This window comes from Streptomyces sp. NBC_01520, from assembly GCF_045040375.1.
Lineage (GTDB): Bacteria > Actinomycetota > Actinomycetes > Streptomycetales > Streptomycetaceae > Streptomyces.
In genome coordinates, this window is the sequence record NZ_CP109404.1 from 4735411 (window position 1) to 4758285 (window position 22875).

23 protein-coding genes are annotated in these 22875 nt (G+C 70.6%); 15 read left to right on the forward strand and 8 right to left on the reverse strand.

The annotated features are described in order from the left end of the window. Positions 1-17: 17 nt before the first annotated feature. On the reverse strand, positions 18-878 hold the full coding sequence (locus OG524_RS21540) for an SDR family oxidoreductase (RefSeq protein ID WP_405811527.1): 861 nt from the start codon (positions 876-878) through the stop codon (positions 18-20). Between the two features lie 105 nt (positions 879-983). On the opposite strand from OG524_RS21540, the gene OG524_RS21545 reads away from it, so the two are divergent. Beyond that, positions 984-1361 carry a winged helix-turn-helix transcriptional regulator gene (locus tag OG524_RS21545; RefSeq protein WP_384494085.1) on the forward strand — a complete coding sequence of 126 codons (378 nt, stop codon included), beginning with the start codon at positions 984-986 and terminating at the stop codon, positions 1359-1361. 69 nt (positions 1362-1430) lie between these two features. Here the strand turns inward: OG524_RS21545 and OG524_RS21550 are convergent, their stop codons facing one another. The 5 genes from OG524_RS21550 to OG524_RS21570 form a co-directional block, all read right to left on the reverse strand. Continuing rightward, a complete protein-coding gene (locus OG524_RS21550) occupies positions 1431-2489 on the reverse strand; it encodes a 2-oxoacid:ferredoxin oxidoreductase subunit beta (protein ID WP_405389209.1) in 1059 nt (352 codons plus the stop codon). Next, positions 2482-4437, reverse strand: a complete 1956-nt coding sequence (locus OG524_RS21555; protein ID WP_405389208.1) for a 2-oxoacid:acceptor oxidoreductase subunit alpha — start codon at positions 4435-4437, stop codon at positions 2482-2484. Before OG524_RS21555 ends, OG524_RS21550 begins: the two co-directional genes overlap by 8 nt. Before the next feature lie 248 nt (positions 4438-4685). Then, positions 4686-5345 carry a LuxR C-terminal-related transcriptional regulator gene (locus tag OG524_RS21560; protein ID WP_405393132.1) on the reverse strand — a complete coding sequence of 220 codons (660 nt, stop codon included), beginning with the start codon at positions 5343-5345 and terminating at the stop codon, positions 4686-4688. Positions 5346-5639: 294 nt separating this feature from the next. Beyond that, a complete protein-coding gene (locus OG524_RS21565) occupies positions 5640-7004 on the reverse strand; it encodes a sensor histidine kinase (protein WP_405811528.1) in 1365 nt (454 codons plus the stop codon). 301 nt (positions 7005-7305) lie between these two features. Next, a complete protein-coding gene (locus OG524_RS21570; protein ID WP_405389206.1) occupies positions 7306-8496 on the reverse strand; it encodes a sensor histidine kinase in 1191 nt (396 codons plus the stop codon). A 169-nt stretch (positions 8497-8665) separates the two neighbouring features. On the opposite strand from OG524_RS21570, the gene OG524_RS21575 reads away from it, so the two are divergent. The 14 genes from OG524_RS21575 to OG524_RS21640 all read left to right on the forward strand — a co-directional run bounded on the left by OG524_RS21575 (position 8666) and on the right by OG524_RS21640 (position 21548). Beyond that, a complete protein-coding gene (locus OG524_RS21575) occupies positions 8666-9067 on the forward strand; it encodes an NADH-quinone oxidoreductase subunit A (RefSeq protein WP_405389205.1) in 402 nt (133 codons plus the stop codon). After that, positions 9058-9693 carry an NADH-quinone oxidoreductase subunit B gene (locus OG524_RS21580; RefSeq protein WP_405389204.1) on the forward strand — a complete coding sequence of 212 codons (636 nt, stop codon included), beginning with the start codon at positions 9058-9060 and terminating at the stop codon, positions 9691-9693. The genes OG524_RS21575 and OG524_RS21580 overlap by 10 nt, the downstream gene beginning before the upstream one ends. Next, a complete protein-coding gene (locus OG524_RS21585; protein WP_405811529.1) occupies positions 9690-11507 on the forward strand; it encodes an NADH-quinone oxidoreductase subunit C in 1818 nt (605 codons plus the stop codon). Before OG524_RS21580 ends, OG524_RS21585 begins: the two co-directional genes overlap by 4 nt. Beyond that, positions 11504-12472: an NADH-quinone oxidoreductase subunit H gene (locus OG524_RS21590; RefSeq protein WP_405389202.1), complete on the forward strand. Its 969-nt coding sequence runs from the start codon at positions 11504-11506 to the stop codon at positions 12470-12472. Before OG524_RS21585 ends, OG524_RS21590 begins: the two co-directional genes overlap by 4 nt. Next, entirely contained in the window at positions 12472-13071 is a 600-nt protein-coding gene (locus OG524_RS21595; protein WP_405389201.1) for a NuoI/complex I 23 kDa subunit family protein, read from the forward strand. Before OG524_RS21590 ends, OG524_RS21595 begins: the two co-directional genes overlap by 1 nt. Further along, a complete protein-coding gene (locus OG524_RS21600; protein ID WP_405389200.1) occupies positions 13068-13619 on the forward strand; it encodes an NADH-quinone oxidoreductase subunit J in 552 nt (183 codons plus the stop codon). Before OG524_RS21595 ends, OG524_RS21600 begins: the two co-directional genes overlap by 4 nt. Further along, positions 13619-14038: an NADH-quinone oxidoreductase subunit NuoK gene (gene nuoK / locus OG524_RS21605; protein ID WP_405389199.1), complete on the forward strand. Its 420-nt coding sequence runs from the start codon at positions 13619-13621 to the stop codon at positions 14036-14038. The genes OG524_RS21600 and nuoK overlap by 1 nt, the downstream gene beginning before the upstream one ends. Then, on the forward strand, positions 14035-16035 hold the full coding sequence (locus OG524_RS21610) for an NADH-quinone oxidoreductase subunit L (RefSeq protein ID WP_405389198.1): 2001 nt from the start codon (positions 14035-14037) through the stop codon (positions 16033-16035). The genes nuoK and OG524_RS21610 overlap by 4 nt, the downstream gene beginning before the upstream one ends. Positions 16036-16062: 27 nt before the next feature. After that, the gene (locus tag OG524_RS21615) at positions 16063-17613 is read left to right on the forward strand and encodes a NuoM family protein (RefSeq protein ID WP_405393131.1); all 1551 of its coding nucleotides are present in this window, start codon (positions 16063-16065) and stop codon (positions 17611-17613) included. Then, the gene (locus OG524_RS21620) at positions 17610-19142 is read left to right on the forward strand and encodes an NADH-quinone oxidoreductase subunit N (RefSeq protein ID WP_405389196.1); all 1533 of its coding nucleotides are present in this window, start codon (positions 17610-17612) and stop codon (positions 19140-19142) included. Before OG524_RS21615 ends, OG524_RS21620 begins: the two co-directional genes overlap by 4 nt. Positions 19143-19232: 90 nt before the next feature. Then, on the forward strand, positions 19233-19697 hold the full coding sequence (mscL, locus tag OG524_RS21625) for a large conductance mechanosensitive channel protein MscL (protein ID WP_405389195.1): 465 nt from the start codon (positions 19233-19235) through the stop codon (positions 19695-19697). Positions 19698-19941: 244 nt separating this feature from the next. Continuing rightward, positions 19942-20805 (forward strand): zinc metalloprotease HtpX, encoded by an 864-nt coding sequence (htpX, locus tag OG524_RS21630; RefSeq protein ID WP_405389194.1) that lies wholly within the window; start codon positions 19942-19944, stop codon positions 20803-20805. Next, positions 20802-21194, forward strand: a complete 393-nt coding sequence (locus OG524_RS21635; protein ID WP_405389193.1) for a YccF domain-containing protein — start codon at positions 20802-20804, stop codon at positions 21192-21194. The genes htpX and OG524_RS21635 overlap by 4 nt, the downstream gene beginning before the upstream one ends. A gap of 81 nt (positions 21195-21275) precedes the next feature. Continuing rightward, complete coding sequence (locus OG524_RS21640) at positions 21276-21548, forward strand: GlsB/YeaQ/YmgE family stress response membrane protein (protein WP_405389192.1); 273 nt, start codon at positions 21276-21278, stop codon at positions 21546-21548. Position 21549: 1 nt separating this feature from the next. Here OG524_RS21640 and OG524_RS21645 read toward each other — a convergent pair whose 3' ends face one another. Together OG524_RS21645 and OG524_RS21650 are read right to left on the reverse strand one after the other, a co-directional pair. Then, positions 21550-22266, reverse strand: a complete 717-nt coding sequence (locus tag OG524_RS21645) for an alpha-ketoglutarate-dependent dioxygenase AlkB family protein (protein WP_405389191.1) — start codon at positions 22264-22266, stop codon at positions 21550-21552. After that, the gene (locus tag OG524_RS21650) at positions 22266-22784 is read right to left on the reverse strand and encodes a methylated-DNA--[protein]-cysteine S-methyltransferase (RefSeq protein ID WP_405389190.1); all 519 of its coding nucleotides are present in this window, start codon (positions 22782-22784) and stop codon (positions 22266-22268) included. The genes OG524_RS21645 and OG524_RS21650 overlap by 1 nt, the downstream gene beginning before the upstream one ends. Positions 22785-22875: the final 91 nt, after the last annotated feature.

Here is a 22875-nt window from a genome sequence, read left to right on the forward strand (position 1 = left end):
ACAAGGTCAGTTCCGCGTCACGCCGAGGCCACCGCGGCGGCCACCGTCTCCGCCAGCGGCGTCGTCGGCCGGCCGATCAGCCGGGCCAGGTCGCCGCTCGTGCCCGCGAGCAGCCCGCGCCTGATCGCCTCGTCGACGTCGACCAGGATCGCGGCGAAGCCCTCGGGCACACCCGCTCCGGCCAGGATCTCCTGGTGCGCGGCGCCCGGGATCTCGGTGTACACGATCTCCTTGCCGGTCGCGGCGGAGACCGCGGCTGCGTACTCGGTCAGGGACCAGGCGACGTCACCGCTCAGCTCGTACGCCGCGCCGAGGTGACCCTCGCCGGTCAGCACGGCGACGGCGGCCGCCGCGTAGTCGGCCCGGGCGGCGGAGGCGACACGCCCGTCGCCCGCGTTCGAGACGACGGCCCCGTGCTCCAGGACGGGGGCCAGGTTCGCCGTGTAGTTCTCGGTGTACCAGCCGTTGCGCAGGAAGGTGTGGGGGATTCCGGAGTCCAGGATCAGCTGCTCGGTCACCTTGTGGTCGGCGGCCAGCCGGAAGTCCGCGTCCGGACCGCCCAGTACGCCCGTGTAGGCGAGCTGCGCGACACCGGCGGCCCTGGCCGCCTCGATCACGGCGGTGTGCTGCGGCACCCGCCTGCCGGGCTCGCTGCCGGAGACGAACAGGACCCGGTCGCCGGCCCGGAAGGCCTCGGACAGGGTCTGGGGGCTGTCGTAGTCGGCGACGCGGATCTCGACACCCCGGGCGGCGAGGCCGGCGGCCTTCTCCTTGTCACGGACGACCGCGGCGATCCGGTCCGCCGGGACCGTGGCGAGCAGCTGCTCGACGACGAGACTGCCGAGCTCGCCGGTGGCTCCGGTGACAACGATGCTCATGGGGTTCTCCTTCTGGGTGCGCTGATCCTCGTACGGACTCTCTCCACTCACTGTAAAGACGGCACTAACCAAACGAAAGTACCCACTTTGAAGTAAGGTACTGGCATGAGCGTAAGTGTGGAGCGGACCGCGAGTGTGAACCAGCCGATGTGCCCTTCACGGCTGGTGCTGGAACACGTCACCAGCCGATGGGGCGTCCTCGTGCTGGCCGCGCTGCTGGAGCGCTCGTACCGCTTCAGCGAGCTGCGCCGCGAGGTCGGCGGGGTCAGCGAGAAGATGCTGGCCCAGACCCTGCAGACCCTGGAGCGCGACGGCTTCGTGCACCGCGACGCGAAGCCCGTGATCCCGCCCCGGGTGGACTACTCGCTCACCCCGCTCGGCAAGGAGGCCGCCGACCAGGTCTGGGGGCTGGCCCGCTGGACCGAGCGGCGCGTGGACGCCGTGCAGGCGGCCCGCGAGGCGTACGACGAAGCCCGGAGCTGACCGTTCGGGTCGGCTCCGGGCCTCGTCGTACTACGTGCCCCGGACTCTCGCGTGCCCGGGTGAGGGCGGTCAGCCGACGACGGTCCAGGTGTCGCTGCCGGAGAGGAGGGTGCTCAGATCGCCCTTGCCGTGCTGCTCGATGGCGGAATCGAGCTGGTCGGACATCAGGGTGTCGTAGACGGGGCGCTCCACACTGCGCAGAACCCCGATGGGGGTGTGGTGCAGCGTGTCGGGGTCGGCCAGGCGGGACAGGGCGAAAGCCGTGGTCGGGCTCGGGTTGTGCGCGTCGTGGACGAGGATCCGGGACTGGTTCTCCTCGGTCACCGCGACGACGTTCAGATCACCCGTGACCGGATCGCGGACGACACCCTTGGACCCCTCGGCCCCGAAGCGGATGGGCTGGCCGTGTTCGAGACGGATGACCGCCTCCTCGGCCCTCTCCTTGTCCTTGAGGGCCTCGAAGGCACCGTCGTTGAAGATGTTGCAGTTCTGGTAGATCTCGACCAGCGCGGTGCCCGGATGGTCCGCGGCGGCCCGCAGCACCCCGGTGAGGTGCTTGCGGTCGGAGTCCACCGTGCGGGCCACGAAGGACGCCTCCGCGCCGAGCGCCAGGGAGACCGGGTTGAAGGGGGCGTCGAGGGAACCCATCGGCGTCGACTTGGTGATCTTCCCGAGCTCCGACGTGGGGCTGTACTGGCCCTTCGTCAGACCGTAGATCCTGTTGTTGAAGAGGAGGATCTTGAGGTTCACGTTGCGGCGCAGGGCGTGGATCAGGTGGTTCCCGCCGATGGAGAGCGCATCACCGTCCCCGGTGACGACCCACACGCTCAGGTCGCGCCGCGAGGTGGCGAGACCGGTCGCGATGGAGGGGGCGCGCCCGTGGATCGAGTGCATCCCGTAGGTGTTCATGTAGTACGGGAAACGGGACGAGCAGCCGATGCCGGAGACGAACGCGATGTTCTCCTTGGCCAGCCCCAGCTCGGGCATGAAGCCCTGCACCGCCGCGAGGACCGCGTAGTCACCGCAGCCCGGGCACCAGCGCACCTCCTGGTCGGACTTGAAGTCCTTCATGGACTGCTTGCCCTCGGCCTTGGGGACCAGGTGGAGGAGTTCGTTGGTGTCAGGCATCGATGGCCTCCTTGAGGACTGTGGCGAGCTGCTCGGCCTTGAAGGGCATTCCGTTGACCTGGTTGTAGCTCTGCGCGTCGACGAGGTACCTGGCCCTCAGCAGGGTGGCCAGCTGCCCGAGGTTCATCTCCGGGACGACGACCTTGTCGTAACTTCCCAGCACCTCGCCGAGGTTCTTCGGGAACGGGTTGAGATGGCGCAGGTGTGCCTGCGCGATCGTCTCGCCGGACGCCCGCAGCCGGCGGACGGCCGCGGTGATCGGCCCGTACGTCGAACCCCAGCCCAGGACCAGCGTCCTCGCGCCGGCCGGGTCGTCGACCTCGACGTCGGGCACCGTGACGCCGTCGATCTTGGCCTGCCGGGTGCGGACCATGAAGTCGTGGTTGGCCGGGTCGTAGGAGATGTTCCCCGTGCCGTCCTGCTTCTCGATCCCCCCGATCCGGTGCTCCAGACCGGGCGTGCCCGGTACGGCCCAGGGGCGGGCCAGGGTCTCCGGATCGCGCTTGTACGGCCAGAACACCTCGGTGCCGTCGGCGAGTTCATGATTCGGCCCGGTCGCGAACTGCGTCCGGAGGTCGGGCAGACTGTCCGCCTCCGGGATCCGCCACGGCTCCGAACCGTTCGCCAGGTACCCGTCCGACAGCAGGAACACCGGGGTCCGGTACGTCAGCGCGATACGGGCCGCGTCCAGGGCCGCGTCGAAGCAGTCCGCCGGAGTCCTCGGCGCGACGATCGGAACCGGTGCCTCACCGTTGCGGCCGAACATGGCCTGAAGTAGATCTGCCTGCTCGGTCTTGGTGGGCAGACCCGTGGAAGGGCCGCCCCGCTGGATGTCGATGATCAGCAGCGGCAGCTCCAGGGAGACGGCGAGGCCGATCGTCTCCGACTTCAGCGCCACCCCCGGGCCCGACGTCGTCGTCACCGCGAGGGAACCGCCGAACGCGGCGCCCAGCGCGGCCCCGATCCCCGCGATCTCGTCCTCCGCCTGGAACGTCCGCACACCGAAGTTCTTGTGCCGGGACAGTTCGTGCAGGATGTCGGACGCCGGAGTGATCGGATACGAACCCAGGTAAAGCGGGAGATCCGCCTGCTGACCGGCCGCGATCAGCCCGTACGACAATGCGAGATTCCCGGAGATGTTGCGGTACGTACCCGTCGGGAACGCCTGCGACGCAGGAGCGACTTCGTAGGAGACCGCGAAGTCCTCCGTGGTCTCCCCGAAATTCCAGCCCGCCCGGAAAGCCGCCACATTCGCCTCGGCGATGACCGGCTTCTTCGCGAACTTGGACCGAAGAAACTTCTCCGTACCCTCGGTCGGTCGGTTGTACATCCAGGACAACAGGCCGAGCGCGAACATATTCTTCGACCGCTCGGCCTCCTTACGGGAAAGACCGAACTCCTTCAAAGCCTCGATCGTCAACGTCGTCAACGGAACGGGATGCACATTGTAGGCCTCGAGAGACCCGTCCTCCAGGGGCGACGTCTCATATCCGACTTTCGCCATCGGACGCTTCGTGAACTCGTCGGTGTTCACGATGATGTCGGCCCCGCGCGGAACATCCTCGATATTGGCCTTCAGTGCGGCGGGATTCATCGCGACCAGCACATTCGGCGCGTCGCCCGGCGTCAGGATGTCGTGATCCGCGAAATGCAGCTGGAACGACGACACGCCCGGCAGTGTCCCGGCAGGCGCCCGGATCTCGGCCGGGAAGTTCGGCAGGGTCGACAGGTCGTTCCCGAACGACGCCGTCTCCGACGTGAACCGGTCACCCGTCAGCTGCATCCCGTCGCCGGAGTCACCCGCGAAACGGATGATCACCCGGTCCAGACGGCGGATTTCCTTCTCAGTGGCACCCGTTCGATCGGACTGGGGGGCGCGTTGCTCCCCGACGACAGCCTCGCTGGGCTCGTCGGTCTTTCCGGCTGGGCTACTGACCTGGCTGGTCACTGAACTGGACCTCCCTCGGGGCGGCGGCTCGGGACCGGCCGGCCCGCCGGCGGTCCAGGCCCCACCCTACTTCTGTAAGGGTCGCCTTCCTTGGACCGATCATATGGTGGACGCGTTTTCGAGACATCGGTTCGTCACGCTTTGCCATGGTCACGGACCCCCCAAGCCGTCGGACGAACACCCCTCGGTGCTCATCCTTTCGTTGTAGGCCTGGGTTTTCGCTGTACTGCCGCTAGATCATGCGACTTTCACGAGTTGAGATAGGTGAGAACAGCCAGAACACGCCGGTGATCCCCGTCACTGGGGGAAAGTCCCAGTTTCTGGAAGATGTTGCTGACGTGCTTTTCCACCGCTCCGTCGCTGACCACCAGCTGTTTGGCCACGGCCGAATTCGTGCGGCCCTCCGCCATCAGACCGAGGACCTCACGCTCGCGCGGCGTGAGCCCCGCCAGCACGTCCTGCTTGCGGCTGCGGCCCAGCAGCTGCGCCACGACCTCGGGGTCCAGCGCCGTGCCGCCCTGCGCCACCCGTACGACGGCGTCCACGAACTCCCTGACCTCGGCGACCCGGTCCTTGAGCAGGTAGCCCACGCCCCGGCTGCTGCCGGCCAGCAGCTCGGTGGCGTACTGCTCCTCGACGTACTGCGAAAGCACCAGCACCCCGATGTCCGGATGGTCCTTCCGCAGCCGCACCGCGGCCCGCACCCCCTCGTCGGTGTGGGTCGGCGGCATCCGCACATCGGCGACCACCACGTCGGGCAGCGCGTCCTGCGCCGCGAGGTCGCTCACCGTCTTGATCAGCGCCTCGGCGTCCCCGACCCCCGCCACGACGTCGTGCCCGAGATCGGTCAGCAACCGGGTGAGTCCCTCCCGGAGCAGTACCGAATCCTCGGCGATGACGACCCGCACTCTGTCCTCCACGACGCTGTTGTCCCCCACTGTCGGTGTTGCTCGTGTACGCCGCTGTACGCGCCGCTCCTACGCCGTCCAGCATCCCAGGATCCGGCGCCCGGATGGGCTGTACCGCGGACCTTCCCGCCGGCCCGCCCTCGCCGGTGATTGCGGGCGTCGGCGCACCCACGCGCTCGGCAGCGCCCCGGACGCCGTGAGGGCGTCCGGGGCGCTGCTGTCGGTGGCCCGTGGGTGCGGGGCCGTTGGCTCGTGTGTGCGGGCCGGGTGGCTCGTGGGTGCCGGCCGGGCGGCTCAGCCCCGCCAGGGCAGTTCGGCGGTGACCGTCGTCGGACCGCCCGCGGGGGAGTCGACGAGGAGGAGCCCGTCCACCGCGTCCAGGCGTTCGGTCAGCCCGGCCAGGCCGCTGCCCGACGAGATGTCCGCCCCGCCGTGTCCGTTGTCGGTCACCTGGAGCATCAGCCGGTCCGCGGTACGCCACACGTCGACCGAGGCGCGGGTTGCCCGGGCGTGCTTGCTGACGTTCTGGAGGAGTTCCGAGACGGTGAAGTACGCGATGCCTTCGATGGCCTGTGCGGGCCTTGAGCCGAGGTCGACGGAGACGTTGACGGGGACGGTGCAGCGGGAGGCGATGGCGGAGAGTGCGGCGTCGAGTCCTCGGTCGGTGAGGACGGCGGGGTGGATGCCTCGGGCGAGGTCGCGGAGTTCCTGGAGGGCGACTTTGACCTCTCCGTGGGCTTCGTCGACCATGCGGGCGGCGGCTTCGGGGTCGTCGGTGAGTTTTTCCTTCGCCAGGCCCAGATCCATGGCGAGGGCGACGAGGCGGGCCTGTGCGCCGTCGTGGAGGTCGCGTTCGATGCGGCGCAGGTCGGCGGCGGCCGTGTCCACGACCACACCCCGGTCCGACTCCAGCTCGGAGACCCGGGTCGCCAGCCGGGAGGGACCCAGCAGACCGGCGACCATCAGCCGGTCGACGGACGCCAGCCCACGGATGATCCACGGCGTGACCAGGACGATCCCCAGGCCGGCGGCGCAGGTCACCGCCAGCTCGAAGGGCGAGTCGAGGTAGACCTGCTGCGTACGGTCCCCGTACAGCTGGATGCCGTCGATCCCCGCGTACACCGGGAAGACCCAGTGCCACAGCGGGTAGGTGAACGCCGCCCATCCGTACGACCAGAACGTCAGCGCGACGCAGAAGGCGAACACGGCCCACGGGAAGTGCAGCAGCGCGTACAGCAGATGACGCCAGGACGCCCCGCTCTTCAGCACGGCCCCGACCCAGGACATCAGGCCGCCCGTCTTCCCGCGCAACGGCTCCGGGTCCGGTACGTCGAGCTTCAGCAGCCCGCGCGCGCGGCCCCGCTCCAGCACGCCGAACCCGCGGCACATGACGAGTCCGGCGGCGAGTATCGGAATACCGAGGAAGGTGATGAGCATGCCCAGCCCCAGCGACGTCATCGTCACCGCGAAGCTGAACAGCACCACGCTGATCGGCAGGCTCAGGAGCAGGTAGCCCAGCTCGCGCCAGGTCCGTGCCTCGACGGGCGCGCGGAGCGCTGCCGGGAGGAAGTGCTTCGTCCGCGGTGCCGGCGAGTGGTCGCCCGATCCGGCACCGGTCCTGTGATGGTCCCGCGTGTCCGGTCCGTATGCCGTGGCCATGAGTGGCGTCCGTCCGATTCTTCCGAGCGGGAACTCCCCGCGGGCCTGTACTTCGGCTGATAGCTCAAGACTGCTGTGCCGGGCGGCGCCGCACCATGAGGGCGGTCTCCGTATCCGGCCGGGGGTTTTCCCCACCCCGGGGACCTGGGGGTCTTCCGGGCCTGCGGGGTCTCCCGGGGGGCCTGCCGGGCCTGCGGGGTCTGCGGGGTCTCCCCGGGGCCTGCGGGACCTGCCGGGCCTGCGGGGTCTCCCGGGCGCCTGCGGGACCTGCCGGGCCTCGGGGCCCGTACGTGGCCGAGGGTCAGGCGGGCTTCACCGTGGCGTCCGTACGGTCCCGCCAGGGCAGTTCCGCGGTGACCATGGTGGGCCCGCCCTCCGGGGAGTCCAGGACGAACAGTCCGTCGACCGCCCCCAGCCGCTCCGCCAGCCCCGCCATACCCGTACCGCCGTCCAGCCGCGCACCGCCGGCCCCGTCGTCCTGGACCTGGATCAGCAGCCGGTCCCCCGAGCGCCAGACCTCGACCGAGGCCGACCGGGCACGGCTGTGCTTGCTGACGTTCTGGAGGAGTTCCGAGACGGTGAAGTACGCGATGCCTTCGATGGCCTGTGCGGGCCTTGAGCCGAGGTCGACGGAGACGTTGACGGGGACGGTGCAGCGGGAGGCGATGGCGGAGAGTGCGGCGTCGAGTCCTCGGTCGGTGAGGACGGCGGGGTGGATGCCTCGGGCGAGGTCGCGGAGTTCCTGGAGGGCGACTTTGACCTCTCCGTGGGCTTCGTCGACCATGCGGGCGGCGGCTTCGGGGTCGGCGGTGAGTTTTTCCTTCGCCAGACCGAGGCCCATGGCGAGGGCGACGAGGCGGGCCTGTGCGCCGTCGTGGAGGTCGCGTTCGATGCGGCGCAGGTCGGCGGCGGCCGTGTCCACGACCACACCCCGGTCCGACTCCAGCTCCGCGATCCTGCGTTCCAGCTCGTCCGAGGGCGACAGCAGCCCGCGCGCCATCGCACGGTCCGCGTTCGTCAGCCCCCGCGCGATGAAGGGGAGCACCGGCCAGAGCACGAACAGGCTCACCATCGTCACGGCGAACGTCACCACGCCCCACGGCAGCCGCATGAACGAATACAGCAACGCCCGCCAGGCCACCGGGTCCTTCAGCGCCGACCACAGCCAGGCGAAGAAGCCCGCGTCCCGGCGGCTGAGCGCCATCGGGCTCGGCTCGTCGATCCGCACCCCGAGCATGCCCCGCGCCCGGCCCCGCTCGGCCCGGCCCAGACCCCGGGCCCCCTGCAGCCCGAGGGCGAGCAGCGGCAGTCCGACCACGGTGACCGAAAGCCCCACACCCACACCGACGAGGAACACGGCGTAGACGAAGCCGGCGATCGCCATCGGGAGGTTGGCCAGGAGATAGGCGATCTCCTTCCACGTCCACCCGTCGAAAGCGAAGCGGGCGCGTGGGGGGAGGTCGTTGTCCGGCATGGCGGGGCTCATGGTCATACGGCAAGCCTGCCGGGCCGGGGGCGCCCACGCCATGGGGTTCATGGGTGGGGGCGAAGTAGGGATAACCCCACCAGTTGTGTGACGCGGCTGCTTACCCTCCCTTTAACAGGGCCTAGACTCCCGTGCGTACAGACCGTCGAACAGGCTGAGGGAGCGAGGGGCGGACGTGGCGGACGTGCCGGGACCGACCGTTCTCGCGTCGGACTACTTCCAGAGCTACTCAGTCGTCGGGCTGCTCGCCGTGATCGGCGTGCTGTTCGTCGCCGTCGCCTTCGGGGCCGGCCGACTGCTCAGGCCCGTGGTCCCGACGCCGGAGAAACTCCTCACGTACGAGTGCGGCGTGGACCCCGTGGGGGAGGGCTGGGCCCATACCCAGGTTCGCTATTACGTGTACGCCTTCCTGTACGTGATCTTCGCCGTCGACTCGATCTTCCTGTTCCCGTGGGCGACGGTGTTCGCGGCGCCCGGATACGGTGCGACGACGCTGGTGGAGATGTTCATCTTCCTCGGCTTCCTGGCCGTGGGACTGCTCTACGCATGGAAGAAGGGCGTCCTCGAATGGGCGTGACGAGCCGGCCGAACCCCGAACCCCCCGTTTCGCTGCCCGACCCGACGACGCTGCCCGAGCCACAGAGGCTCGGCGTGCTGTCCCGGCTCGCGCCCGAACCGATGAAGGTGGTCCTCAACTGGGGCCGCCGCTACAGCCTCTGGGTCTTCAACTTCGGACTCGCCTGCTGCGCCATCGAGTTCATCGCCGCCTCCATGGCGCGCCACGACTTCATCCGGCTCGGCGTGATCCCCTTCGCGCCCGGCCCCCGGCAGGCCGACCTCATGATCGTGTCCGGCACGGTGACGGACAAGATGGCCCCGGCCGTGAAGCGGCTGTACGAGCAGATGCCCGAACCGAAGTACGTCATCTCCTTCGGCGCCTGCTCCAACTGCGGCGGCCCGTACTGGGACTCGTACTCGGTGACGAAGGGCGTCGACCAGATCATCCCCGTCGACGTGTACGTACCCGGCTGCCCGCCCCGGCCGGAGGCGCTGCTCCAGGGCGTTCTCAAGCTCCAGGAGAAGATCGCCCGCGAGTCGCTCGCCGACCGGTACGCCACGGGGGGCACGGCCCGCCCCTCGGCCGCCGCCCTGCGCAGCGGCCTCGTCGCCGCCCCGCAGACGCCGGGGGAGGAGCCGAAGTGACTGCCGCCGACACCTACGACCGGCTGCCGGACGCTGTCACCGACATCTTCGGCGCGGACGCCACCGCCGCGTACGCGTACGACCTGCTCACCGTCGACGTACCCGCCGCCGCCTGGACCGACGCCCTCGAAACGGCCCGTGACGCACTGGGCTGCAGCTACTTCGACTGGCTGAGCGCGGTCGACGAGGGCACCGCCTTCCGCGTCTGCGCCCATGTCGCGGCGCTGGGCGACGGTACGGTCCGGCGCCTGCTCGTCCGCACGACCGTGCCGCACGAGGCCGCCACCCTGCCCAGCGCCATCGGCGTGTACGCGGGAGCGGAATGGCACGAGCGCGAGACGCACGAGATGTTCGGCATCGGCTTCGAGGGCCACCCGCACATGGTCCCGCTGCTGCTGCCCGAGGGCTTCGAAGGCCACCCGCTGCGGAAGGACTTCGTCCTGGCGGCCCGGGTCGCCAAGGCCTGGCCGGGCGCGAAGGAACCGGGCGAGTCCGAACACGGCGGGCCCAAGCGGCGCACGATGCTGCCGCCGGGCGTGCCCGACCCGAACGAGTGGGGCCCGCTCAAGGGGCAGCTCCCGCCCGCCCCGGCCCGCCCCGCCAGGGCAGCCCGCGCGGCGGGCGACCGGCCGGTACGCCGGGCCCGCAGCGTGGCCGAGGGCTCGGCGGCCCAGCGGCCCGCGGCGGACGCGGCGGCGGATGCGGGTACGGACGCCGCGGCCACCCCGCCGGTCGCCGCGCCGCGCCGCGCCCGCAGCGCGTCCCAGGGCTCGGCCTCCCGGACCACGGACCCGGCATCGCCGCCTGCCCAGTCCGACGCCGCGCCGTCCCGGCCGGCGGAGGCGTCCGCCACCGGGGCACCGGCGGACACCCCGTCCACGGGCTCGCGGCAGCCTCGCGTAGTCCGCAGCACGGACGCACCCTGGCACCACGCCCGCCCCGCTTTCGACGGCGCCCCGGCCCCGGAGCCCGGCGCCCCGGCCCCGGAGCCCGGCGCCCCGGCCCCGGAGCCCGGCGCCCGGGATTCCGGCACCCGGGATTCCGGCACCCGGGATTCCGGCACCCGGGATTCCGGCACCCGGGATTCCGGTGCTCGTGATGCCGGTGCTCGTGATGCCGGTACTCCGGGCGGCGGCGCCGCAACGCCCGTCCCGGAACCCGGCCCCGCAACCGAGCCGCAGACTGAGGCCACCGAGCCGAAGCCCGGGCACACGGAGCAGAGGCCAGGGCACACCGAGCAGAGGCCAGGGCCCACCGAGCCGAAGTCCCGCCCCGCCGAACATCAGGCGGGGTCCGCCGAAACGGAGTCGGGGTCACGGCCCGAGGAGCCGACGTCCGCGAAGCCTGCCCCGCCGAGCGAGGACCGGGCCGCCGAGCCCGAAGGACGGCAGGCGGAAGCCGGAAGCGAGCCCGAGGCCGCACCGACACCGGAGCCCCAGGACGCCGCCGGAACCACGGCCGCCCCCGCCGCGGCGTCTGACGCCGCGCCTGACTCTGAAGCCGCGCCCGACGCCGATGCCGATCCGGCCCCTGCGGCCGATTTTGACGGCGCGCCCGCCCCCGCCTCGGCGTCTGACGCCGCGCCCGACGCCGCGCCTGACTTTGAAGCCGCACCCGACGCCGCGCCCGACTTTGAAGCCGCACCCGACCCCGCGCCCGCACCCGCACCCCGCGCTGATACCAGGCCGGACCCCGCGCCCGATCCCGGTGCCGTGCCAGACCCTGCGGTCGACCCCGACGCCGATCCGGCCCCCGACGCGGCCCCCGACCCCGCGCCCCGAACCGACCGTCCCGCCGGAGGCGATACCGCGTGAACGACGTACTCGACGTCGCCCTCCGGCTCCTCATCGTCTTTGCCGTGTTCATGGTCGTCCCGCTGATCGTGGGGCAGGCCGAACACAAGGTGATGGCTCACATGCAGGGCCGCCTCGGCCCCATGTACGCGGGCGGGTTCCACGGCTGGGCCCAGCTCGTCGCGGACGGGGTGAAGTTCGTACAGAAGGAAGACGTCGTCCCGGCAGACGCGGACCGCCGTATCTTCCAACTGGCCCCCGCCGTCGCCCTCCTCCCGTACCTCCTCGTGATCGTCGCCATCCCGATCGGCCCCGGCGAGGGCGCGGTCGGTCAGGTCGTCGACGCGGGCATCTTCTTCGTCCTCGCCGTCATGGGCGTCGGCGTGCTCGGCTCGCTGATGGCGGGCTGGGCCTCGGCCAACAAGTTCTCCCTGCTCGGAGGCCTCCGTACCGCCGCGCAACTGCTCGCGTACGAACTTCCGATGCTGCTCGCCGCCGCCTCGGTGGCCATGGCGGCCGGTACCGTCTCGCTTCCCGGCATCCTCAACGCCTTCGAGTGGTGGTGGCTGCCCTGGCAGATCGTCGGCGCCCTCGTCTTCTTCGTGGCAGGGCTCGCCGAACTCCAGCGCCCGCCCTTCGACATGCCGGTCGCCGACTCGGAGATCATCTTCGGTGCGTACACCGAGTACACGGGCCTCCGGTTCGCCCTGTTCCTGCTCGCCGAGTACGCCGGGATCGTCGTCCTGTGCGCGCTGACCACCGTCCTCTTCCTCGGCGGCTGGCACGGCCCGCTCGGCGCCGACGGGCTCGGCTGGGTCTGGACCCTGCTCAAGACAGGCATCCTCGCCTTCGTCGTCATCTGGCTCCGCGTCACCTATCCCCGACTGCGCGAGGACCAGCTGCAGAAGCTCGCCTGGACCACGCTCATCCCCCTCGCCCTCGCGCAGATCGCGCTCACCGGCATCGTGAAGGTGGCGATCAACTAGTGCCTCCGATCCCCGGCGCAGGCCTGGCCAAGGGCCTCGCCGTCACCCTGCGGACCATGACGAAGCGCACAGTCACCGCCCAGTACCCGGACGTCCAGCCCGAACTGCCGCCCAGGACCCGCGGCGTCATCGGGCTGTTCGAGGAGAACTGCACGGTCTGCATGCTCTGCGCCCGCGAGTGCCCCGACTGGTGCATCTACATCGACTCCCACAAGGAAACGACGCCCGCGGCCGCCCCCGGTGGCCGCGAGCGCAGCCGCAACGTCCTGGACCGCTTCGCGATCGACTTCGCCCTCTGCATGTACTGCGGTATCTGCATCGAGGTGTGCCCCTTCGACGCGCTGTTCTGGTCGCCGGAGTTCGAGTACGCCGAGACGGACATCCACGAGCTCACCCATGAGCGCGACAAGCTCCGTGAATGGATGTGGACCGTGCCCGAGCCGCCCGCGCTCGACCCGGGAGCCGAGGAGCCGAAGGAGATCGCGGCCGCCCGCAAGACGGCGGAGAAGCTCCAGACGGCCCAGGACGCCGAACAGGCAGCGGAACGGAACGCGGAACAGGCCGCCGAAGGCGACGCCGGACAGGGAGGACAGGCATGACCCTGGCAGCCGCCGGCCACCCCGGCTTCCTCTCCCCGACCGGCGTCGAGATCGCCTTCCTCCTCGTCGGCATCGCCACCCTCGGCGCGGCTTTCATCACCGTCACGACCAGACAACTGGTGCACGCGGCCCTCTGGCTCGTCGTCGCGCTCGGCGGTCTGGCCGTCGAATACCTCCTGCTCACGGCCGAGTTCATCGCCTGGGTGCAGGTCCTGATCTACGTCGGTTCCATCGTCGTCCTCCTCCTCTTCGGGCTGATGCTCACCAGAGCACCCATCGGCCGTTCCCCGGACGCCGACTCGGAGAACCGATGGATCGCCCTCGGCGTGGCCGGCGCCTCGGCGGCCGCCCTCGTCTGGGTCGTCGTGGACGCCTTCCGTACGACCTGGATCGACCTGGACGGGCCTGCCCAGGGCTCCACTGAAGCCACCGGCGCATTCCTCTTCCGGCACTGGGTGCTGCCCTTCGAGGCGCTCTCCGTCCTGCTGCTCGCCGCCCTCGTCGGCGCGATCGTCCTGTCCCGCAAGGGCCGAGAGGACAAGAGCTGATGCACCTCGCCTATCCCGCCGTGCTCGCCGCCCTCCTCTTCTGCACCGGCCTGTACGGCGTACTCGCCCGCCGCAACGCGATCCTCGTCCTGATGTCCGTCGAGCTGATGCTCAACGCCGTCAACCTCAACCTGGTCGCCTTCGACGTCTGGCTCCGCGACGCACTCCACTCCGGCCAGGCGCTCACCCTCTTCACCATCGCCATTGCCGCAGCCGAGATCGGCATCGGCCTCGCGATCGTCCTCTCCGTCTACCGCAACCGGGGCAGCTCGGACATCGACCGCCTCCGCGACACCGCGGAGACCGACGAGGCCGAAACGCTCCCCGGCGACGAGGACACCGAAGACACCGCCCACGGCACCGCAGACCAGGCCACTGCTCCGGCAGGGAAGGCAAAGAAGGCAGAGGCCACCGCGTGACCACCACGACCCTCGCCGTCCTCGTCCCCCTCCTCCCCTTCCTGGGCGCCGCAGCCGGACTCCTCCTCGGCAGGACCGCCCCCGGCTTCGCCCGCCCCCTCGCCGTCCTGCCCACCCTCGCCGCGGCCGTCATCGCCGTCGTCGTCGCGGTACGCCAGGGCGGCGGCCCGGCCATCGACGCCGCGACCCGGCTCACCCCCACCGGCTCGGTCCCCATCGACCTCGCCCTGTACCTCGACGGCTTCGCCGTCCTCGTGGCCGTCGTCGTCGGACTCGTCGCCACCTGCGTGCAGATCTACTCGACGGCCTACCTGCGCGACGACACCCGCTACATCTCGTACGCGGCCCTCGTCTCCCTCTTCACCTCCGCGATGCTGCTCGTCGTCTACTCCGGCGACCTGATGGTGCTCCTGGTCGGCTGGGAGATCATGGGCATCTGCTCGTACTTCCTCGTCGGCCACTACTGGGAGACGCCCGAGGCCCGCGCCGCCTCCCTCAAGGCGTTCCTCGTCACCAAGCTCGGCGACGTCCCCTTCCTCATCGGACTGTTCGCCCTCGCCGCCGACACCGGCACATTCCGCATCACCGGCATCCTGGCCGCCGTCACGAACGGCGGACTCGACCACCCCACCCTCATCGCCCTGCTGCTCCTCGCGGGCGTCGCCGGAAAATCCGCGCAGTTCCCCCTGCACACCTGGCTGCCCGACGCGATGGCCGGCCCGACCCCCGTCTCCGCGCTCATCCACGCCGCGACGATGGTCGCCGCCGGTATCTACTTCGTGGCCCGGCTCCTCCCCGTGTTCGCCGCCTCCGGTGCGGCCCTCGTCGTCCTCGCCGTGATGGCGGCCGTCACGATGATCGGCTCCGGACTCGCCGCCCTGGCCCAGGACGACATCAAACGCGTCCTCGCGTACTCGACCATCGGCCAGCTCGGCTACATGTCCGGCGCCCTGGCCGTCGGCGACCGCGGGGCCGCCGTCTTCCACCTCATCTCCCACGGAGCCTTCAAGGCCGTGCTCTTCCTGGCGGCCGGCGTCGTCATCCACGCCGCGGGAACCAACTCACTCGCCGCCATGTCCCGCATGGGCGGCCTCACCAAGCGGATCCCCGACGCCTACTGGACGATGACCGTCGCCCTCCTGGCACTCGCCGCGATCCCCCCGTTCGCCGGCTTCTTCTCCAAGGAAGCCGTCCTCGTCGCCGCCGAGCACACCGCCCTCGGCGACCGCGACCTCGCCCCGGCCGCCGCCGGCTGGACGATCCTCGTCGCCGGACTCCTCGCTGCGGTCCTCACCGCCGCCTACGCCACCCGCCTCTGGCTCCTCGCGTTCCGCGGGCGCGGCCCGGAGGCACCCGACCACGGCAAACAGCCCGTCGCGATGACCTCCGTCCTCTGGGTCCTCGCCGTCCCCACGATCGCCTTCGGCCTCACCGCCGGCGTCATCACCGACTGGTTCGACGGACACAGCCTCACCCCGACCCTCACGACCGCGGTCCTCTCCACCGGCGTGTGCCTCGTCGGCGGACTCGTCACCTACGGGGCCTGGCGCCACACCGCGGCACTCGCCGACCGCCCCCCGGTCGGCGCGGTCGCCGCCCACCCCGACGCCGAACCCGCCCTCGTCGAGGTCGAGGCGATGACGTCACACACCGCCGCGTACGGCACCATCGCGGACGCCCCCGACCCGTCCGACCCCGGCCGGCTCCTCCTCGGCCCCCTCCACCGCCACGCGGTCACCGGCTTCCACCTCGACGCCCTGTACACGAAGCTCTTCGTCAGCCCCGTCCAGGCCGCCGCCCGCCTCGTCCGCTTCCTGGACCGTGAGGTCGTCGACACGTACGTCCGCGGCTCGGGCAGCCTCGCCCGCGGACTCGGCACCGCGGTCCGCCGCGCCCAGACCGGCAACGTGCAGACCTACCTCGGCGCGCTGCTCGCCGGAACCCTTGTCCTGGCGATCGCCGCCGTCGTCTTCGCCAACGTCAACGCCGGGGCGTGAACCGTGATCGATATCAGCGCATCCGTGATGCAGTTCCTTCTGGCGTTCATCGTCGTCGCCCCGCTCCTGGGCGCCGTCGCCGCGCTCCTGCCCGCCCCGCCCGGGCTCAAGGGCAGGAACCCCGACCAGGCCGTGCTCCGCCACGGCGTGACCGTCACCGGCGCCGTGCTCATCGCCGCACTCGTCCTGGCCGCCGGCTTCGACCACGACCACCCGTCGAGAATGCAGGCCACCACCGACATCAGCTGGATCCCGGCACTCGACGTCCGGATCCACCTCGGCACCGACGGCATCTCGCTCCCCCTTCTCGTACTGACCGCGCTGCTGACCTTCCTCTGCGCGCTCTACAGCTACTTCAAGCTGCCCGCGGGCCCGTCCCCGAAGGCATTCGTCGCACTCGTCCTCGTCCTGGAGTCCGGCACCCTCGCGACCTTCGCCGTCCTCGACCTGCTGCTGTTCTTCCTCGCCTTCGAGATGGTCCTCATCCCGATGTACTTCCTCATCGCACGCTGGGGCGGCGACCGGAAGCAGCCCGCCGCCTGGAAGTTCATCCTCTACACCCTGCTCGGCTCCGTCGTCATGCTGCTGGGACTGCTCCTCATCGGACTGAAGAGCGGCACCTTCGACATGGTGGCACTCGCCACTGACAACGGCCGTGGCCTCACCGCGTCCGTGCAGGTCATCGCCGTACTCGCGATCGGGATCGGCCTCGCCGTGAAGACCCCGATGTGGCCGCTCCACAGCTGGCTCCCCGACGCCCACACCGCGGCCCCGACCGTCGGCTCCGTACTCCTCGCCGGCGTCATGCTGAAGATGGGGACGTACGGATTCGTCCGCATCCTGCTCCCCATCACCCCCGACGGGATGCGGACCTTCGCGCCCTACCTCGCCGCGTTCGCCGTCGTCGGCATCATCTACGGATCCCTGGCCTGCCTCGCCCTCGCCCGCCCCGGCGCCAAGGGCGACCTCAAGCGCCTCATCGCGTACTCCTCCGTCGGCCACATGGGCTTCGTGCTCCTCGGCATCGCGACCATGACCCCCACCGGCGTCAACGGCGCGCTCTTCGCCAACATCGCCCACGGCCTCATCACCGGCCTGCTGTTCTTCCTGGTGGGCGCCGTCAAGGACCGCTACGGCACGGCGGACCTCGACACCCTCGCCGGAGCCACCGGAGCGGCCCTCTACGGCCGCACCCCCCGACTCGGCGGCCTCCTCGCCTTCGCCGCGATCGCCTCGCTCGGACTTCCCGGCCTCGCCGGATTCTGGGGCGAGATGCTCACCCTGTTCGGCGCCTTCGACCCCGCCGAGGGCCTCAGCCGCCCCGCCTTCCTCACCTTCATGTCCATCGGCGCGTTCGGCACCCTGCTCACCGCCGCCTACATGCTGATCGTCGTACGCCGCGTCTGCATGGGTGAGAAGCGCGAGGAGCCGCACCCGGTCGCCGACATCCAGAGCTACGAACTCGCCGCCTGGACCCCCCTCGCAGCCCTCACCGTCCTCGCCGGCCTCTGGCCCGCCGTCCTCCTCGGCCTCACCGACCCGGCCGTGCAGAAGCTCCTCGCAGGAGGCAAGTCGTGACCGTGGCAGCCGACAGCGCAACCGGGGCGGCGAGCCTCGTCCAGTCCGTCGACTGGCTCGCGATCGCACCACCCGTCACCGCCGCCACGGTGGCCCTCCTCATCCTGGTCGCCGACCTCTTCGTCGCCGAACGGCACAAGCCGCTCCTCGGCTACGGCGCCGTCGCCGGACTCGTCGCCGCGCTCGCCCTCCTCATCCCCCTGCGCGCCGGGGACCGCTCCACCTTCTGCCTCACCGGCCCCGTTCAGGCCTGCAGCTACACCGCCGACCACTTCGCCCTCGTCATCCAGGCCCTCGTGCTCGGCGGCGCACTGCTCACCGCACTGCTCTCCATCGGCGACACGCGTAAGCTCCCCGCGGGCGAGTTCTGGTTCCTGCTGTTGTGCTCCGCGGCGGGAGCCGCGCTCCTGCCGGCGGCCCGCGACCTCGCCACGCTCGTCGTGGCCCTCGAAGTCGCCTCGCTCCCCGCCTTCGCCCTTGTCGGCATCAAGCGTGGCGACCGGCGGTCCTCCGAAGCGGCCCTGAAGTTCTTCCTCTCCTCCGTCGTCGCCACCGCCGTCATGCTCCTCGGCGTCAGCTTCGTCTACGCGACCACCGGCACCCTGCACCTCACGGAGATCGCCGCACACCTCGACGACGTACCCGGCCGGTTCGACACCCTCGCCAAGGCCGGGGTCGCCCTCACCCTCGTCGGCTTCGCGTTCAAGACCGCCGCCGCACCCTTCCACTTCTGGGTCCCCGACACCTACGTCGGAGCCCCGCTCCCCATCGCCGCCTACCTCTCGGTCGTCGGCAAGGCGGTCGGCTTCTCCGGCCTCATCCTCGTCACGGTGATCGGCTTCCCGTCGTACGCGGACGTCTGGGGCCCCGCCCTCGCCGTCCTCGCCGCCCTCACCATGACCGTCGGCAACGTCGCCGCGCTCCGGCAGACCGCCACCCGCGCGCGCAGCGCCGTACGCCTCCTCGCGTGGTCGTCCGTCGGCCAGGCCGGCTACCTCCTCGTCCCGATCGCCGCCGCCGCGTACTCCAGCGACGAACAGATCGGCTCCACGGTCGCCTACGCCCTCATGTACGCCGTCGTGAACCTCGGTGCCTTCGCCGTGGCCGCCCTCGTCGCCCGGACCCACCCGGACAACCGCATCAGCGACTACCGCGGTCTCTACGCCACCCGCCCCCTGGCCGCACTCGCCATGGGCTTCTTCCTGCTCTGCCTGGCCGGTCTGCCGCCCGGCATCATCGGCCTCTTCGCGAAGGTCACGGTCTTCTCCGCGGCCGTCGACGCCGGACTGGGCTGGCTCGCCGTCGTCATGGCCGTCAACGTGGTGATCGCGCTCTACTACTACCTCCAGTGGACCGCGGCACTCTTCCGCTTGCCGGATACAGCTGACGGCGAGCAGGCCCCCACACCGCCGAAGCACCGTGTTCCCGCGCCGCTCACCACCGCTATCGCCCTCACCGCCGTGATCGGCGTCGCACTCTCCGGAGCACCCCAGCTCGTCCTCCGCTTCGCGGCCGTCAACCTGTTCTGACGCCCGCAAGATCGGCTTGCTCCCCAAGGTGCGCACAGGGCATGGTCATGCCTGCACGTCACCCAAAAAGAGCAAAGAGGAGCCAGTGCGGTGCTGAACGGGTTCAAAGACTTCATCCTGCGCGGAAACGTCATCTCCATGGCCATCGGCCTCGCAGTGGGAGCCGCCTTCACCGCCGTGGTCACCGGCTTCAGCAACGCGTTCATCGTGCCGTTGATCGGTCTCTTCACCCGGGGAACCGGCGACTTCAGCAAGGCCACCTTCACCGTGGACGGCGCGATCTTCCCCTACGGCCTGTTCATCAGCGCCGCCATCGCCTTCCTCATCACCGCCGCCGTCCTCTACTTCCTGGTCGTCGTCCCCATGGCCAAGGTCCAGAACCGCTTCACGGCCAAGGACGAGGAAGAGAAGGCCGACATCAAGGCCGCCCTGCGCGACTGCCCCCGCTGCTTCACCGAGATCCCCGCCGTCGCCACCCGCTGCGGCCACTGCACCAGCGACGTCGAGCCGGACGCCGAGGCCCGCGTGCTGGCGGGCCTCCCCGCACAGCGCTGACCTGCACGGCGACGCCCCACGGGGCGCGGCACGAGCGCGGCCACCCGTACGGCACGGGCGCGGCCACCCGTACGGCCCAGGGGCGGATCCACTCGGATCCGCCCCTTCCGCCTTTGCCACCGGGGCTCCACGCACAAGGGAACTAGCTCCCCCCGCCTCGCGTTGACCAGTACGGGAGGCTCCACTGGGGAGTGGAGCACCACCGAGCAAGGGTTCCCCTGCTGCACCATTTGGAGGGCGTACCGTGCACCGCCGGCACAACGGGCTGAAGACCGCCGTACTCCTCGGCGGACTGTCCGCACTCATCATCGTCATCGGCAGCTTCTTCGGACGCACCGGCCTCATCGTGGCCCTCCTCGTCGCGCTCGCCACCAACGCCTACGCGTACTGGAACAGCGACAAGCTCGCCCTGCGTGCCATGAGGGCCCGCCCCGTCAGCGAATTCGAGGCACCACAGCTCTACCGCACCGTCCGAGAGCTCTCGACCGCGGCCCGTCAGCCCATGCCCCGGCTCTACATCTCCCCGACACAGGCACCCAACGCCTTCGCCACCGGCCGCAACCCGCGCAACGCCGCCGTGTGCTGCACCGAAGGCATCCTCCAGATCCTCGACGAACGCGAACTGCGCGGCGTCCTGGGCCACGAGCTCAGCCACGTCTACAACCGCGACATCCTGATCTCCTCCGTCGCGGGAGCCCTCGCCTCCGTCGTCATGTTCCTGGTCAACTTCGCCTGGCTGATCCCCGTGGGCCGGTCCAACGACGACGAGGGCCCCGGTATCGTCGGCATGCTCCTGATCATGATCCTCGGCCCGCTCGCGGCCTCCGTCATCCAGCTCGCCGTCAGCCGTTCCCGCGAGTACGAGGCAGACGCGGCCGGAGCCCAGCTCACCGGCGACCCGCTCGCCCTCGCGAGCGCCCTGCGCAAGCTCGACGCCGGCACCAAACAGCTACCCCTGCCGCCCGAACCGAGGATCGAGACCGCGAGCCACATGATGATCGCGAACCCGTTCCGTCCCGGCCGCGGCATGTCCAAGATGTTCTCCACCCACCCGCCCATGGCAGAACGCATCGCCAGACTCGAGCAGATGGCAGGGTATCGACCGTGAAGACAATCCTGAACGTCATATGGCTGATCCTGTGCGGCTTCTGGATGTTCCTCGGCTACGTCGCCGCAGGCCTCCTCCTCTGCATCACGATCATCGGCATCCCCTTCGGCCTGGCCGCGTTCCGCATCGGCGTCTACGCCCTCTGGCCCTTCGGCTACACCGTCGTCGACCGCAGGGACTCCGGGAGCCCCTCGTTCATCGGGAACATCCTCTGGCTGATCCTGGCCGGCTGGTGGCTCGCACTCGGCCACATCTTCACCGGCATCGCCCTGTGCGTCACGATCATCGGAATCCCGCTGGGCATTGCGAACTTCAAGCTGATCCCGGTCTCCCTGATGCCCTTCGGCAAGGAGATCGTCCGCACCGACCAGCCGTTCGCGACGCGGTAGACGGGCAGCGCCCCGGGCAACCGAACCTGCCCCCACGAGCGTCCTGGCTTGCAGGATCACGTGACGGGTAGGTTCGCGAACATGAGCATCATCAGCTGGATCATCCTCGGACTGCTGGCCGGGGCAATCGCCAAGTTCCTCCTGCCGGGCCGCGACCCCGGCGGCATCATCGGCACGACCCTCATAGGCATCGTGGGCGCCTTCCTCGGGGGCTGGCTGTCGTCCCGCTTCCTCGACCGGCCGATCAGCACCGACTTCTACGACACGGCGACATGGATCGCGGCCGTCGCCGGCTCGCTCGTCCTGCTGATCGCCTACCGGTTGCTCTTCGGCAACTCCCGCGACCGCCGCTGACCTACGCCCCCGCCCCGCCCCCCTCGCCCGACCCCGTCCCGCCCAAGCCCGTCTCGCGCAACGTCAGATTGAGCCGGCCGGCCCGCATCCCCGAAGCGGGACCGGCCGATCCCGCGAACACCTTCGTCACCCCGTGGAACGCGTAGCGCGACGGACCGCCGAACACGAACAGATCGCCGGAGGCCAACTCCACGTCCGTGTAGGGCCGTCCCCGGTCCTCCGTGTTCCCGAAGCGGAACAGGCAGGTGTCACCGAGGCTCAGCGACACCACGGGAGCACCCGACCGCTCGTCCTTGTCCTGGTGCATCCCCATCCGCGCCGCACCGTCGTAGAAGTTGACCAGCGCGGAATCCGGCGCGTACGCGGCTCCCGCCCCCGCATCCCCGTACGCGTCCGCCACCGCGGCCCGTCCCAGCTCCGCGAGCCACGGCGGGAAGGCGGCGACCCGCGCCCCGTTGACGTCGTCGGCCGTCCGCACGTACCGGTACGGCAGCCAGTGCCACCCCAGACTCACCGTCTGCACCGACATCACCGCCCCGCCCGGCAGCACGCTGCGCCGCAACGGCACAGGACCCCGTGCCCACTCCCGGCACGCCTCCACCAACTCCCGCTGCCGCACCTCCGACAACCACCCCGGCACATGAACCGCCCCCGGCGCCACGACCGCCCGCGGTCGCGGGAACAGCCCGTCGGACGTGTACGGCACCCCGCGGGACATCACCGGCCGGCCAGGGCGCCCTCGAGCTCCAGCAGCCGCTCCTTGCGCTCCACGCCGCCGGCATAGCCCCGCAGGGCCCCGTCCGCCCCGATCACCCGGTGGCACGGCCGCACGACCAGCAGCGGATTGCGCCCGATCGCCGTCCCCACGGCCCGCACCCCGGCCCCTGTGGATCCCACCCGCGCGGCGATCTGCCCGTACGACACCGTCCGCCCGTACGGAATGGTGTCCAGCGCCCGCCAGACCCGCCGCTGGAAGTCCGTGCCGGCGCCGTCCGCGTACGCGACGTCGAAGCGGGTCGACCGCCCCTCGAAGTACGCCTCCAACTGCCGTGCGACCTCGCCGAACAGCTCAGGGGCATGCCGCCAGCCGTCCCGCACGACCGCGGCGCCCTTCTGCCCCGGCAGTGACAACGAGGCCAGTGCCACCCCGTCCGCCCCACCCGTTCCGGCCCGCTCCTCGCCGGCCAGCAGCAGTTCACCCAGCGGGCTGTCGACCTTCGCGTACACCGTCGTCATCACTCGTCACACTCCCTGCCCGGCGGCCCGCGGAAACCGGGCCCGCGCCATCCCCGTACACACGAGTCTGCGACCTCCACCGCGTCGCGAC